The sequence below is a fragment of the Neobacillus sp. SRL179 genome (assembly GCF_984799095.1).
This window is the reverse complement of sequence record NZ_OZ481792.1, coordinates 206,967-222,164: the sequence shown is the minus strand read 5'-3', so window position 1 is coordinate 222,164 and position 15,198 is coordinate 206,967. Positions and strand designations below refer to the sequence as shown.

The 15,198-nt window shown below is 37.7% G+C and carries 16 protein-coding genes; 3 read left to right on the top strand and 13 right to left on the bottom strand.

Annotation, left to right across the window (positions count from 1 at the left end; all coding sequences use genetic code 11):
• Positions 1-144 precede the first annotated feature (144 nt).
• A complete protein-coding gene (locus tag AC4E8C_RS01215; protein ID WP_490209625.1) occupies positions 145-1,389 on the top strand; it encodes an aminopeptidase in 1,245 nt (414 codons plus the stop codon).
• A 107-nt stretch (positions 1,390-1,496) separates the two neighbouring features.
• On the opposite strand, the gene AC4E8C_RS01210 is transcribed toward AC4E8C_RS01215, so the two are convergent.
• Positions 1,497-2,459, bottom strand: a complete 963-nt coding sequence (locus AC4E8C_RS01210; protein WP_490209623.1) for a DMT family transporter — start codon at positions 2,457-2,459, stop codon at positions 1,497-1,499.
• Positions 2,460-2,598: 139 nt separating this feature from the next.
• On the opposite strand from AC4E8C_RS01210, the gene AC4E8C_RS01205 reads away from it, so the two are divergent.
• Positions 2,599-3,492 carry a LysR family transcriptional regulator gene (locus tag AC4E8C_RS01205; protein WP_490209621.1) on the top strand — a complete coding sequence of 298 codons (894 nt, stop codon included), beginning with the start codon at positions 2,599-2,601 and terminating at the stop codon, positions 3,490-3,492.
• A 105-nt stretch (positions 3,493-3,597) separates the two neighbouring features.
• Here AC4E8C_RS01205 and AC4E8C_RS01200 read toward each other — a convergent pair whose 3' ends face one another.
• The 9 genes from AC4E8C_RS01200 to AC4E8C_RS01160 form a co-directional block, all read right to left on the bottom strand.
• Positions 3,598-3,714, bottom strand: coding sequence for a fructose-bisphosphatase class II (locus tag AC4E8C_RS01200; RefSeq protein WP_490209619.1), 117 nt, complete (start codon positions 3,712-3,714; stop codon positions 3,598-3,600).
• A 140-nt stretch (positions 3,715-3,854) separates the two neighbouring features.
• Positions 3,855-4,331: a hypothetical protein gene (locus tag AC4E8C_RS01195; RefSeq protein ID WP_490209617.1), complete on the bottom strand. Its 477-nt coding sequence runs from the start codon at positions 4,329-4,331 to the stop codon at positions 3,855-3,857.
• 110 nt (positions 4,332-4,441) lie between these two features.
• Positions 4,442-5,779 (bottom strand): glucose-6-phosphate isomerase, encoded by a 1,338-nt coding sequence (locus tag AC4E8C_RS01190; RefSeq protein WP_490209615.1) that lies wholly within the window; start codon positions 5,777-5,779, stop codon positions 4,442-4,444.
• 100 nt (positions 5,780-5,879) lie between these two features.
• Positions 5,880-6,545 (bottom strand): fructose-6-phosphate aldolase, encoded by a 666-nt coding sequence (fsa, locus tag AC4E8C_RS01185; protein ID WP_490209613.1) that lies wholly within the window; start codon positions 6,543-6,545, stop codon positions 5,880-5,882.
• A 44-nt stretch (positions 6,546-6,589) separates the two neighbouring features.
• A complete protein-coding gene (gene gnd, locus AC4E8C_RS01180) occupies positions 6,590-7,483 on the bottom strand; it encodes a phosphogluconate dehydrogenase (NAD(+)-dependent, decarboxylating) (protein WP_490209611.1) in 894 nt (297 codons plus the stop codon).
• Between the two features lie 91 nt (positions 7,484-7,574).
• Positions 7,575-9,569: a transketolase gene (tkt, locus tag AC4E8C_RS01175; protein ID WP_490209609.1), complete on the bottom strand. Its 1,995-nt coding sequence runs from the start codon at positions 9,567-9,569 to the stop codon at positions 7,575-7,577.
• Positions 9,570-9,597: 28 nt separating this feature from the next.
• Positions 9,598-11,094 carry a glucose-6-phosphate dehydrogenase gene (zwf, locus tag AC4E8C_RS01170; RefSeq protein WP_490209607.1) on the bottom strand — a complete coding sequence of 499 codons (1,497 nt, stop codon included), beginning with the start codon at positions 11,092-11,094 and terminating at the stop codon, positions 9,598-9,600.
• A 36-nt stretch (positions 11,095-11,130) separates the two neighbouring features.
• Entirely contained in the window at positions 11,131-11,265 is a 135-nt protein-coding gene (locus tag AC4E8C_RS01165) for a BA3454 family stress response protein (protein WP_490209605.1), read from the bottom strand.
• A 338-nt stretch (positions 11,266-11,603) separates the two neighbouring features.
• Positions 11,604-12,461, bottom strand: a complete 858-nt coding sequence (locus AC4E8C_RS01160) for an SDR family oxidoreductase (protein ID WP_490212429.1) — start codon at positions 12,459-12,461, stop codon at positions 11,604-11,606.
• A 255-nt stretch (positions 12,462-12,716) separates the two neighbouring features.
• Between AC4E8C_RS01160 and AC4E8C_RS01155 the strand changes: the two genes are divergently transcribed.
• On the top strand, positions 12,717-13,031 hold the full coding sequence (locus AC4E8C_RS01155) for a winged helix-turn-helix transcriptional regulator (protein WP_490209603.1): 315 nt from the start codon (positions 12,717-12,719) through the stop codon (positions 13,029-13,031).
• 87 nt (positions 13,032-13,118) lie between these two features.
• Here the strand turns inward: AC4E8C_RS01155 and rpiA are convergent, their stop codons facing one another.
• From rpiA to cdaS, 3 genes are all read right to left on the bottom strand, one after another.
• Positions 13,119-13,790 carry a ribose-5-phosphate isomerase RpiA gene (gene rpiA / locus AC4E8C_RS01150; RefSeq protein WP_490209601.1) on the bottom strand — a complete coding sequence of 224 codons (672 nt, stop codon included), beginning with the start codon at positions 13,788-13,790 and terminating at the stop codon, positions 13,119-13,121.
• A 169-nt stretch (positions 13,791-13,959) separates the two neighbouring features.
• Entirely contained in the window at positions 13,960-14,379 is a 420-nt protein-coding gene (locus AC4E8C_RS01145; protein ID WP_490209599.1) for a LysM peptidoglycan-binding domain-containing protein, read from the bottom strand.
• Between the two features lie 45 nt (positions 14,380-14,424).
• The gene (gene cdaS, locus AC4E8C_RS01140) at positions 14,425-15,048 is read right to left on the bottom strand and encodes a sporulation-specific diadenylate cyclase CdaS (RefSeq protein WP_490209597.1); all 624 of its coding nucleotides are present in this window, start codon (positions 15,046-15,048) and stop codon (positions 14,425-14,427) included.
• Positions 15,049-15,198 lie beyond the last annotated feature (150 nt).

Here is a 15,198-nt window from a genome sequence, read left to right as displayed (position 1 = left end):
TCCCTCACTGTTCTCAAGGTGAAGGGGCGGACCCTTTATAACTAAAATGAGGAAAAAATTAGTGTTTTTAAAGACTTAATTGCAAAAAAATTCGGTATACTATGCTAGTATAGTTATTGGAAATAAATTTTTGGAGGAATAAATATGGTGTTACCAAATTTTGAAGAAAACCTACATAAATATGCAAAACTTTTAACAGCTAAAGGAATTAATGTCCAACCAGGTGATTGGGTGAAAATGACGATTACCGTTGATCAAGCCCCATTAGCACGTTTAGTCACCAAGGAAGCTTATGCATTAGGTGCTGAAAAGGTAATTGTCAAATGGTCTGATGATGAAATCAGCAAAATGCATTACTTGCATCAACCAATTGAAGTGTTGACCGATATTCCAAAATATGAAATTGAAGAATCCGAAGATCACGTCTTAAATCATCGCGTTAGTCGTCTCTCGATTATTTCGAGTGATCCAGGCCTCTTAAATGAAGTTGATCCTGCTAAAATTGCTGCTTTTCAAAGCAATGCTGGTAAAGCCTTTAAAGCACAACGAGTTGCCACGCAAAATGATGATTTGAAATGGACAGTTGCCTCTGCCGCAGGTGCCGGCTGGGCAGCAAAGGTATTCCCTGACTTAAAAACCTCGGAAGAACAAGTAGATGCTCTTTGGGATCAAATTTTTAAAACTTGCCGTGTTTACGAAGATGATCCAATCGCTGCCTGGGATGAACATAAGAAAACGTTGAATGAAAAAGCAGCAAAGTTAAATGAAGTTCAGTTTGATGCCTTGCATTATACGGCACCTGGGACCGATTTAACACTAGGCTTGCCAAAGAACCATATTTGGATGAGTGCAGAAAGCCATAATCCAAAAGGGGAAGAATTTATTGCCAACATGCCAACAGAAGAGGTTTATTCTGCTCCCGATACCCACCGCATGGATGGTGTCGTTCGCAGCACAAAACCACTTAGCTATGCTGGTACATTAATTGAAGGCATTGAAGTACACTTTAAGGACGGAAAGATTGTGGAGATCTCTGCTGAAAAAGGCGATGAAACAATCAAGAAATTGGTGTTTGACAACGAAGGCGGTACAGGCTTAGGTGAAGTGGCCCTAGTTCCAGATCCATCACCTATTTCGCAATCAGGCATTACCTTCTTTACGACGCTGTATGATGAGAATGCCTCCAACCACTTAGCCATCGGAGCAGCATATCCTACTACCATCCAAGGTGGAACGAAAATGTCCGAAGAGGAATTATTAAAAAATGGGATGAACACCTCCACAGTTCATGTTGACTTCATGATTGGCTCTGACAAAATGAACATTGACGGTATCAAGCAAGACGGTACTATCGTTCCAATCTTCCGTAACGGCGATTGGGCCATATAGATTTTGAGAATATTGATTTTTATTAAAAAGCCCGCAAGACAAGCGTTTCAAGCTGTCTCGCAGGCTTTTTTTCAAAATTCAAATTGTAAATAGTGACGTATTGTTTGTTAGGATATTTGTTCGCGTAAATTTGTTTGGACATGTTTCGGTGCTTTCTTTTGTACCCTTACATAAATATTATTGGACAACAGGGCAATAATGATTAATACTGTACCAAGAAAATCAAACAGCGTTATATGGTACCCTTGAAAAATGGAAACGGCAAGGGTTGTAACAGGAACAAAGTTTATGAATAACAGCGCATTAATTGGAGATAAAATGCTCACGCCAATGTTCCAGCCAAGCAGCGCAATCAGTCCGGGGAAGATGATCATAAATAACAGATGCGGACTTACAGCCTTTAGAGCTTCCTCTGATGGGACAGATATAGATCCAAACAGCGTCGCTCCTACTACAATTACAATAGCCGTAATCGTTCCAAGTAAACAGCTTAACGTTGAGTACCTTAGTGCAGACCAACCGCTAAACTTACTGCCGCCCATTGTGTAGATAACCCATCCAATAACGGCGATTAATATGAGGACGGTAGGAATAAAATGTTCCGTTGCACCTAGAAATGCTTTTATATCACCTTTTGTAATCACTAACACAGCACCGATAAATGAAACCATCACACATATCAATGTAATGAAATGGGGACGTTTATTAAAAATCATCCAAACAATCACAATAGATATCATTGGCATAAGTGATTCCATAATGGATGCCACCATTACCCCTGGTTCACCTAATAAATTCTCTCCCCAGAAGATAAGTAAATTATAGACGGTAAATGCCATTGTCCCAAAGAACCACAAGTGAAAACCTTTGCCTTCAAATTTAAAAGCCTGCTTTCCTTCTTTCCAAAATAGGATTGCCACTAAAAGAATTGTAACCGATCCATACCGAATGATTGTAAAATAGAAAGGATCAATATATTTAAAGGCCGCATGTGCAACAGGAAACATCGCTCCCCATGAAACTGCCGCAATAAAGCATAAAATGGCTCCTAACAATACATTATTTCTCAACTTGCTTCTTCCTCCTTGACTAAACTGATATATCCATTATCTATCCATTTAGGTATCTCGTAAAATGAATATAAATAATACATTCCCATCATTTTTCGTGATATTATAAGAATATAAAAATAGTAATGGGGGTACGATAGTGGAATTTAAAGACCTGGAGATTTTTCAGATGGTGGTTGAAAAAGGAACTATTACAGAAGCAGCAAAAGCGTTAAGTTATGTGCAATCAAATATTACTTCAAGAATTCATAAGCTGGAGACTGAACTGAATACCCCATTATTTAACCGACACCGCCATGGTATGAGTTTGACACCTGAAGGAAAAAGGCTCTTAACTTACAGCCAGAAGATATTATCGTTAACAGAAGAAATGAAAAAGGCCGTTCAAAATTGTAACGAACCATCAGGTAAATTAAATATCGGTACAGTTGAAACTGTTATACATTTACCAACAATATTGTCTACCTTTGTGAAGAAGTATAAAAATGTAGATTTGTCAGTCAATACTGGTGTCACAGAAACATTAGAAGAGGAGGTATTAGATCATAAATTGGATGGAGCTTTTGTAAGTGAATCTGACTTCCACCCCAATCTTGTCTCACATGAAGTATTTCAGGAAGAGCTTGTATTAATTTCCGATAGGCGTGCCTCCTCACTGGATGAATTGAAAGAGGAACCTATTTTATGTTTTAGTAAAGGCTGTGGATACCGGGCACGTCTTGAAGCGTGGTATAAAGACCAAAATATCACACCACAAAAAGTGATGGAATTCGGTACATTAGAAACCATCTTGCGAAGTGTTGTGGTAGGGCTTGGGATTACATTCGTTCCTAGGTCAGCAGTCACCCAATTGGAACATAGCGGACTCATCCAATGTCATACACTTCCAGAGCAATACAGTAAAATTAAAACAGTTTTTATAAGAAGAGCTGATACTTACTTAACTTCCACCATTGAAAAATTCATCGAAACAATCGAATTAAGCAAACAAGGTCCAATTGAACAGATGAGTTCTTATAAAGCGACAGTCTAATTTTGAATATTCACTGAATTCCCGAATCTGTAGGTATTCATACACCTGTCATAGACAATTCAACAGCAGTCGCAAAGGCAAATAGATTTCCATGCTCTACGACTGCTATAGTTTAAGTGAATTCCATGTTCCTGCAGTGACAATAATGGTTCCCTCTAATGGGTCAACAGCAATATCTACTTCAGGTCGATCACCTATAACTAGTTGTTCACCAAATTTCAATCATGTCTTGCCTCTCTTTCGACAACTTTTTATATTTGCTCCTTAATCTGCACACTTTATTTTCAATTAAAGATTCTTTAATTTGAGATATTCACAAAAAAAGAAAAGCCACTTTTTACTCCCTGGACTATATTTTTCTTTTATACAGCGATTTTAACATCTATATTATGAACGTTTAATAATCCTTCTAACACAGAGAGTTTTGCAATATACTCCTGGATTTCTATATCACTAACTACATTTGCATGTTTATAATTATAGATTTTTTTCGTAACTAATTGCTTGAATTCCGGAGATTCAATTAATAAATACTCAATTAGTTCAATTGCAGCCTGCTTTTCCAGTTCTTCCTTAACTGCAAAGATACTTTGTTGTTCCGGTTCAAATACCTGGATAGATTGTAAGTCCTCTGTAATTCTTAAACCAAAGTAGCTTTTTTTCATTCCATAAAATTCATTATTCCGTATTCGAATTAAATCTAAGCCCACCATCATTTCATAATAGGGAAAGTTCTTCTTAGGATAGTGAAAACCACTAAGTTCAATATTTGAACTTTCGTCAATAAATATTTCCGTTTCTAACTTAGTTTGGATAACCTTTGATTCTAATAAGTTCATTACGAAAACCTCTCTTTCTATTTTGACTTACAATATATTTAATAAAAAGCGCGTTCATCTGCTAATAAGGATAGAAAAGCAGTCCATCTAACTTGGAGAAACACGCGATGCTATTTTGTTAACCGTTTTACCAAAGCCTCTTTTTCCGCTTCATAGCCAGGCTTGCCAAGTAAAGCGAACATGTTTTTCTTATATGCTTCAACCCCAGGTTGATTAAATGGATTTACCCCCATGAGTAAGCCGCTAATTCCACATGCTTTTTCAAAGAAATAAACCATTTCGCCGAATGTATATTCAGTTAATTCGTCTAATTCTACAACCATGTTTGGTACACCGCCGTCAACATGTGCCAAAACCGTTCCTTGGAATGCATTTTTATTAACTTCATCCATGGTTTTACCAGCTAGGAAGTTTAAGCCATCTAGATTGGCTGCATCTTCTTGTATCGTTAATTCTACTTTTGGTTTGGACACTTGGACAACCGTTTCGATCAAATCACGACGGCCTTCTTGCACATATTGCCCCATGGAATGTAAGTCGGTTGAAAAATCAACGGAAGCTGGGAATAGTCCTTTATGATCTTTTCCTTCACTTTCCCCAAAAAGCTGTTTCCACCATTCAGATACATAATGAAGGGCAGGCTCATAATTAACGAGCAATTCGATAGTTTTCCCCTTACGGTACAAGGCATTACGAACCACTGCGTATTGATAGCTTTGATTGGCTGCCAGGTCATCATGATTGTATCGGTCGGCTGCAGCTGAAGCACCTGCCATCATTTGATCAATATCCAATCCTGCTGTTGCAATTGGTAATAAACCAACTGCTGTTAAGACCGAGTATCTTCCCCCAACATCATCAGGAATAACAAATGTTTCAAAACCTTCTTCAGTGGCCAGTTGTTTTAATGCCCCTTTTTGTTTGTCGGTTGTGATGTAAATCCGTTTTTTCGCTTCTTCTTTCCCATATTTCTTTTCTAAATAATCGCGGAAAATACGGAAAGCGACAGCCGGTTCTGTTGTGGTACCTGATTTAGAAATTACATTTATGGAAATATCTTTGCCTTCTAACATCTCCAATAAATGAGAGATGTAAGTGGAACTAATATTTTGACCAGCAAAATAAATTTGTGTATTGCCGCTCATTTGATTATGGAATGAATGCGAAAGAGCTTCAATCGCTGCTCTTGCACCTAAATAGGATCCCCCAATTCCAATCACAACTAACGCATCGGAAGACTCCCGAATTCTTTTAGCCGCTTGCTTAATTCTTGAAAACTCTTCTTTATCATAATCGTGCGGAAGGGTAACCCATCCTAAATAATCAGACCCTGGACCTTTTTTGTTATGTAGCATATGGTGGGCTGCTTTGACGAATTCAGATAGATTTTCTACTTCACTTTGTTCCATAAATGGTAATGCATTTGCATAATCAAAAGATATTGTCATTTTTTCTATCCCCTTTAGCTACTTTTCAGAATTTATTTAAAAAAATAGACGTTAGCATACCATCGTATCGTTCATACCTGCTAACGCCCTTCCTTCCCTCTTAGTGTTTAGGTTCGACCCAATCTGCAGCAAATTTTTCAATTCCTTGATCGGTTAGTGGATGCTTAGCAAGCTGTTCAATCACTTTGTAAGGAATCGTCGCAATATGAGCACCGGCCATAGCCACACGTGTTACATGATCTGGGTGGCGGACAGAGGCTGCAATGATTTGCGCATCAAGATTATGAATACGGAATAACTCGGCAATTTTTGAAACGAGTAGAACACCATCTTCAGAAATATCATCTAAACGGCCTAAGAATGGTGAAACATAGGCTGCCCCAGCTCTTGCTGCTAATAGTGCTTGGTTGACAGTGAAAATAAGGGTAACATTTACTTTCACACCTTTTTTGGCAAGATACCGGGTTGTTTCTAAGCCAGCTAAATTCATTGGCACTTTAATGGTAATATTTTTATCGCCGCCATTGATTTTGATTAATTCATCTGCCTCTGCCATCATTTCTTCAGCTGTCACTGCATGTGGCGTTACTTCAGCAGAGACCGATTCCACTTCGGGAACAGTTTTTAAAATTTCTGCAATCCGGTCTTCAAATTTTACCCCTTCTTTGGCAACCAAGGATGGATTAGTGGTGACTCCTGATAGGATTCCTATTTTGTATGCTTTTTTAATTTCCTCAAGGTTTGCTGTGTCTATAAAAAATTTCATGGCTGATTTCCTCCATTTTTTTGTGATTTTGTTGATTCTTTTTCTTAGGCCTTCTCTACTGCATGTCCACCAAATTCATTACGCAGGGCAGCTACAACTTTTCCGTCAAAAGTATCGGTCTCTAATGAGCGATAGCGGGATAATAATGACAAAGCAATAATTGGTGTTGATGCTTGAAGATCTAAAGCTGTCTCTAATGTCCATTTTGCTTCACCTGATGAATGCATGATTCCTTTAATCCCTTCAAGTTTAGGATCTTTAGAGAAGGCATGTTCAGTAAGTTCCATTAACCATGACCGAATAACAGATCCATTGTTCCAGACCTTAGCTACTTTTTCATAATCAAAGTCGAACTCGCTTTTTTCTAATACTTCAAACCCTTCACCAATAGCAGCCATCATGCCGTACTCAATGCCATTGTGAATCATTTTCAAGAAATGGCCGCTGCCAATTTTCCCGGCATAGAGGTAGCCATTTTCTACTGCTGTATCACGGAAAAGCGGTTCAACGAGTTGCCATGCTTCTTGATCGCCGCCGATCATATAACAAGCACCATTGCGGGCACCTGCCATTCCACCTGAAGTTCCAGCGTCCATATAATAGATTCCCATTTCTTTTAATTCATCATACCTGCGGATTGATTCTTTATAATGGGAATTGCCTGCTTCAATAACAATATCGCCTCTTTCTAACAGTGGTGTAACCTCACTAAGAACGGAATTCACTACAGTATGGGGAACCATGATCCATAACACTCTAGGGGTCTCCAATGAATTAACTAATTCCTTTAAATTAGAGGTGGCTTGGGCTCCAAGTTTATTCATTTCTTCTACAGCCTTTGGGTTCAAATCATAAGCCACTACCGAATGATCGTGATCTAATAAATTTTGCCCTAAGTTGAAGCCCATTTTTCCTAAACCGATTAATCCAACTTGCATCCTAATTCACTCCTAATGATGTATTTGCTAACCTTGTTTATATTGCTTTCTTCTATTTAAAATAGATGATGGTTGATTTCCCCTAAATCGCCTAGGCATTTAATAAATCTTTCGCCGTTTGAACGACATTATCAATCGTAAAACCAAATAGTTCCATCACTGCTGCACCCGTTCCTGAAGCACCAAAGGTTTCAATAGACATCATTTTTCCCTTCGGTCCAACATAGCGCTCCCACCCGAGTGAGATCCCCATTTCAATAGACACACGTTTTGACACTGTCGATGGAAGAACAGATTCCTTATAGCTCGCAGTTTGATGATCAAATAGTTCCCAGCTTGGCATGGCGACAACACGTACCGATACTTCTTCTTTTTCCAGTTCAGCTTTTGCAGCTACAGCAAGGGAAACTTCAGAACCAGTAGCAATAAAAATAAGATCCGGATTTTCATTTGTTTCTGTTAATACATAGGCCCCTTTTGATAGGTTCTCAAGATTGGCTTTCGTTTCTTCAAACACTGGAAGGTTTTGGCGGCTTAGAATTAGAGCTACTGGACCTGCTGTGTTTTGCAGGGCAAATGCCCAAGCACTCGCTGTTTCATTTGCGTCTGATGGGCGAATGACTGTAAGACCAGGAATCGAACGCAGTGCCGTTAATTGTTCAACTGGTTCATGTGTTGGGCCATCTTCTCCAACGGCAATAGAATCATGTGTAAATACATAGGTTACAGGCAGCTTTTGTAAGGCCGCTAACCGTATCGATGGACGGAGATAATCACTAAACACAAAGAATGTACTTACAAATGGTTTCACACCACCGTGCTGTGCCATTCCGTTACCGGCTGCGCCCATGGCATGCTCACGAACTCCAAAGTATACATTACGACCTAAATAGGATTCCGCAGCATAAGCTGCTTCTCCAGTGATATCTGTCATAGTGGAGTGAGAAAGGTCTGCACTTCCGCCAAAGATCGAAGGAACGATTTTCACAAAATGATTGATGGCATTCCCACTAGCCACCCGCGTCGAAACCGTCTTTTCAGAACTGAAGGTTAAAATATCTTTCACATCAATCAATACTTTTCCTTCAATGGCATCAGCAAGTTCTTTCCCTAATTGCGGATAGGCCTCTTTGTATGCTTGAAACAATTCATTCCACTGATCTTCAGCCTCAATACCTAATTGTTTTAAAGATTCAAAATGAGCTTTTACTTCTTCTGGTACGTAGAACTCTTCAGCATAATCCCAGCCATACGCTTTCTTTGTAGCGATTGCTTCCTCTGTTCCAAGAGGAGCACCATGAGCTTTATTTGTCCCAGCTACTTTTGGACTTCCATAACCGATAATGGTTCTTACTTCAATCAAGGTTGGCTGCTGTCTATTCATTTTTGCTTCTGCAATTGCTTTTGTGATTTCTTCTACATTGTTTCCATCTTCCACACGCAGGTATTGCCAATGGACGGATTCTGCTCTTTTCTTAATATCTTCTGAAAATGATAGATTTAATTCACCATCTAGAGAAATATCATTTGAGTCGTATAATACAACCAATTTGCCAAGCTTCATATGACCAGCCATTGACATAGCTTCATAAGAGATCCCTTCTGATAAATCGCCATCTCCTACTAATGCATAGGTATAGTGATCCATCACAGGGAATTTCTCTTTATTGAATTTTGCAGCTAAATGAGCCTCGGCCATTGCCATCCCGACTGCATTGGCAATCCCTTGTCCCAAGGGTCCAGTCGTGGCGTCTACACCGTCCGTATGGCCAAACTCAGGATGACCCGGTGTTTTACTGTTTAGCTTACGAAAGTTTTTTAAATCATCAATCTTCACATCATAGCCAGTAAGATGAAGTAAGCTGTATAACATGCTTGAACCATGGCCAGCAGATAAAACAAAGCGGTCACGATTAAACCACTCTGCATGCTGTGGGTTATGCTTTAAATGATTGGCCCATAAAGCATATGCACTTGGTGCAGCACCCATCGGCAGACCTGGATGACCAGAATTTGCTTCATTAATTGCATCAATGGATAAGGTACGGATTGTATTTACTGCTAAATTTTCTATTTTTGTACTCATATGATTGAATCTCCTTCTAGACATTGTTTTATTGTACGGCTAATTCAACTGAAGTCTTATCTTCTACCAGATTGGCATCCATCCACCATTTGAATCCATCCTCACGAAGTAGGCGATGGGCTGCCTCAGGACCATTGGATCCTGCTGGGTATTGTTGAAGTGGGATTAGGTTCTCTTTAAATGCCTCAAGAATTGGCTGGACCCATTTCCAAGATAGTTCAACTTCTTTCCAATGGGCAAAGAATGTGGAATCCCCACGAAAGGCATCAAAAATTAATCGTTCATACGCTTCAGGGATGTCTGCTTGCTCTGTAGAAAAACTGATCTGCACAGGCTCAATTTTTCCATTGATTGGGTTTCTGCTATTTAATTGTAGAGATACATTTTCATTTGGACTGATTTCAATAATCAAAAGATTAGGAGCAATTTCTTTTCTATTTCCTTTTTTAAAAGAGCTTTTAAATTCAACGACAATCCTTGTTGATTTCTCAGCCATTCTTTTCCCAGTTCGAATATAAAATGGTACCCCTTGCCAAAATGGATTATCGATCCAAAGTCGTGCCGCCATAAAGGTATCATTTTCGGAAGAAGCTGCAATTCCAGGTTCATTTTTATAGCCAACCACTTCACTGCCTTGAATTTGTCCAGCGCTATATTGTGCTCGAATCACATCGAAGCTTGCCTTTTCTTTCTTAAGAGGTCGAACAGATTCGATTACTTTTCTCTTCTCATTGCGGATTTCATCAGGGCTAATGCTTTTAGGCAAATGCATGGCGGTCATCATTAAGATTTGCAGCATATGATTTTGGAACATATCACGGATTGCCCCTGATTTGTCATAATACCCAGCACGTTCTTCTACCCCAACGGTTTCGCTCGCTGTAATTTGTACATTGGCAATATGTTGATTGTTCAATAAGGTTTGCAATACAGGATTTGAAAATTTAAGTGACTCTAGATTTTGAATCATGGATTTACCAAGATAATGATCAATTCGATAGATTTCATCTTCTTCAAACGCTTTGCTTAAGATGGTATTTAGTTCATGAGCTGACTGTAAATCACGTCCAAATGGTTTTTCGATAATTAATCGTTTCCAGCCAGTCGTGGAACCTAAATCACTTTCTTTAATATTTAAAGCAATAGGGCCAAAAAGTTCAGGTCCAACTGATAGGTAAAACATTCGATTTTCCGGGATTTTCAGTTCACTTTCACGTTGCTTGACAACTTGTAGTAGTTCCCGATAGTCCTCAACTTTTGATGCATCGAGAACACTATAACGAAAGGCCGCTAGGAATTGATCCATTTTGTTGTAATCGACATCTGCCCTTCTTGAAAAGGTTCTTACTGATTGCGCAACATACTCTTGAAATTCCTTGTCCTCCATATTACGTCTGCCCAACCCAATGATTGAAATGGGTTGTGCCAATTTTTGGTCAAGATATAAATTATATAAAGCTGGGAATATTTTTCGCTTTGCTAAATCCCCTGTCGCACCAAATAAAACAAAAGTCATTGCATCCATTTACGTTCCTCCTTTGCTTTGCGTAATTGTGGTACATTATTTACTCCATTGTTGTTTAACTTGTTTCTCCGCCAAAAACCTTATGGCCTCATTTGACATTCCTTTATTAGCAATGACATTTGTTTTATATCTTTTTCCATTAAATTCAACAGTCACTTCTACTTGGCACATGATGTTCTCCTTTCTTCTCTTTTCCCCTATTTTAAAATATCTTTAATTCGAGATATATTTTCAAAAAAATAGCTAAAACATTTATATTTAGTTGTTTAAAAGTCACTTTAATTTGTTGCGTTTTAATTATCAAGTAACTTTATGTAACCATAATAATTCTTTTATTTTTTTCTGTCAACACATTTGTGTCTATTTTGTGACATTTTTTCATGAGGGCTGAAAATAAAGGGTAAAAATCACAAAAAACCTCTCCATTCGTAAATGAATAGAGAGGTTCTTAAATTTGCAAATTGGTTCTATTTCTGTGTTTTTATTTAAAAATTATTAGTACTAACCGTTTACACACCAGAATAGGCATTGAATGCTCCATCAACAGGTATGACAACCCCATTTACAAAGCTGGATGCTTCATGGCTAACTAAATACAATAAAGTACCAATTAGCTCTTGCGCCTCACCAAAGCGATCCATAGGTGTATGGTGAATTATTTTTTCAGACCGTTCCGTAAATGAGCCATCTTCATTTTTTAATAATTTTTCGTTTTGTCCGGTAATGAAGAATCCTGGTGCAATGGCATTTACACGAATACCGACTTTTGACATATGCACAGCAAGCCACTCAGTGAAATTGCTCACGGCGGCTTTTGCACCGCTGTAAGCTGGAACTTTTGTTAAAGGAGTAAAAGCATTCATAGATGAAATATTAATAATGGTTGCTCCAGGGCGATTAATCATATCTGAAGCAAATTCTTGAGAAGGCAACAACGTCCCTAAGAAATTCAAGTTAAAAACAAATTGAACTCCTTCAGGATCCAAATCAAAAAATGTAATTGTGTCATCATGCTTTTCTTTTAGGTCTTCTGCAAATAAATATTCTTTTGTTGTTTGACCTTTTGGATGATTACCACCAGCGGCATTGATTAAGATATCAACCAAACCCAGTTTTTCACGAATGACTTCATGCGCTGCTTTTAAGCTTTCTTTATTAACGACATCGCCTTTTACACCAATGGCAATACCACCATTTCTTTCTACTTCTAATGCTTTTTCCTCAGCCATTTCAAGTCTACGGGCCAAAATAGCCACTTTTGCTCCACATGCGGCTAGGGCATCGACGAACTGTCCAGCAAGCACACCTGTTCCACCAGTTACCACTACAACCTTATCCGTTAAATCAATATGAAACGGTAATTTTATCATGATCATGCCTCCTGTATTGTCTCCTAAAATTTATTTTTCTCAGTCTTGTTCAAAAATAAAATCTTGAAATCGAATATTCTTAAGTAAGGATAATTATAGTGTACCTATTGATATATTGTCAATTTTGTAACCTAGTAACTTTTAGTAACAAAAATTACTTTATTTTTTTCCTATCCTTTGATATTATTAGAATAAAGATAATTCCAGAATTAGTTATTTTATATAACCAAATTCCAAAAAGGAGGGATATTGGTGAGTAATGAAAAAATCGTGTGTAACGAAAAAGTAGAAAAGTGCTACCAAATAATAGGTAAAAAATGGATGGGTCTTATTATTCATACGTTAATGTCAGAACCAAAAAGGTTTAGTGAGCTTCATGCTTATATACCTGATTTAAGTAAGCGGATGTTAAATGAGCGGATTAAAGAACTTGAAGATTGCGGAATTGTACTAAGAAATGTAATTACTGACCGACCCGTTCGAACAGAATATTCATTAACTAAAAAAGGAACAGAACTAGGAAGGTCTCTTAAAGTAGTAGAGACTTGGGCGGAAAAATGGTTATGAGACTGAAAAGAAGCAGATCCAAAAGGTAGTCGAAAAACGATTTTTTGGGATCAGCTTTTTTTTTCACTGTTTTTTGGGACACCTTCCTTATACTCGTCCATTAATGATAATGTTCTTCTCTCTATTCAAGGTAATGACTTTATCAGCCATTCCAACAAAAAGTCCATTTTCGACAACACCTGGAATCAGATTCAAACTCTTCTCAAGTTCTCCTGGATGTTCTATTAGTGGGAAGCTGCAATCAAAAATATAGTTACCACTGTCACTTAGAAAAGGAATTCCATTGCTTTGCCGTAACTTTGGGCTGCATCCAAGATCTTGGATATGTTTCATGGTCATTTCATATCCAAAAGGCACCACTTCTACTGGAAGTGGGAATGCCCCTAATTTATTCACCCTTTTGTGGGAGTCGGCTATAACGATAAAAGATTTAGCTGCTTTTGCGATAATTTTTTCTCTTAAAAGGGCACCTCCTCCTCCTTTTATGAGATTAAACTCATCATCAACTTCATCTGCACCATCAATTGCCAAATCAATTTGTTCTATTTCATTAAAAGTAACAAGTGGGATTCCTACTTCTATTGCCAATTTCTCCGTTTGGTTTGAAGTTGGAATTCCTTTAATAGACAGTCCCTTTTTTACTAATTCTCCAAGCTTAGAGATAGTATGAAATACCGTAGACCCCGTTCCAAGTCCAACTACCATGCCATCTTTCACGTATTCTACGGCCTTTTCGCCAACCACTTTTTTATCATCCATGGATTTTTACCTCCATTCATCAAAAAGAACATCTTGACTACAATATCTTGAATTAAGTGTAAAATAATTATATCCAATCTAAACTACTTTTCAACATTTACGGTTTTAACAGAGATTTATTTATTATTGAACTATCTCCATCAAATTGGAAAAAGCCTGTAAATAACAATTAAGAGTTGGCATTCTTATCTTTTGGAACAAAATAGGTTCCAGTCCAAACATTCATTTTTGGAGGACGAAGAATGCTTAATTTCTGACCGGGTACAATCACACGACTTTTTAAATGGTTTTGTTGCATTAATGTTTCCTCGCTAATAGCGTGACGATTAGCAATCGCCCAAATACTGTCACCTGCTTGCACAAAATAAGTAGAACCAGGTATCAACATTGCCTGGCCAAGGACTAATTGGCTATTCTTAGCTAAACCATTTAATTTTGCAAGTTCATCTCTGTCCATTTTGTATTGTTTTGATATTTTGCTAAGGCTATCTCCTGACTTCACTTCATGGATGACTTGAGCAAAAATCGAAATGGGAGTCATTACTATCATATAAACTGCCATGATCAATATCAATAAATTCTTAGCCATAAAAATCCTCCAGGAAAATTATTTTTCTTAACTCTCTTAGATGCCTTAAAACACAATTTGTTGTGTTGTGTTAATTGGATATAGTTTTCCGTTTAAGGCAAATGAAATTTTCCCTGTTTCTTCGGAAACAACCAGTGCGAGTGCATCACTTTGTTCCGATACTCCTAGAGCAGCACGATGACGTGTGCCAAGCTTTTTTTCTGTAATCATCTTCGTTAATGGAAGGATATTAGCTGCTGAATAAACTTCGTTTCCTCTGATTAAAACTGCTCCATCATGTAATGGGTTACCCGGATAAAAAATGGATTCTAATAGCTTTGGTGTTACCATTGCACCGATAGTTGTTCCTTTTTGAATAATATTATCTAGAGAGTCACTTCGTTCAATTACAATCAACCCACCATGTTTACGTTTCGATAGATGTTGAACTGTAGTGGTTAAATCTTCATATGTATCAGTAAACGATGATAAATAACAATTTAAATAAAAGGAGGCCGCCATTGATTCAATTGAATTAAGCTGCTCCTTAGCATCCTCTAAACTTCCCAAAACACAATAGTTTTCGTTTCCAAGTATATTTAAATTTGTTTGAAGCTGTTGGATTAGGTGTTGAATTCCATCTGATAAATTTTGTTTCATTGGTGAAAAATCGCAATTTTGACTGTCCATAATGTTTCCCTCCAACTACTTTTTATCCTATTAACACAATTGAATTAATAATTCCACACTAATTCCATGACGATTGACAATTTCCGCTATGCTGTCTCTAGGGGAGGTTTACCGAAAGAAAAAAATAGGAATATAAATAATAAAATAATC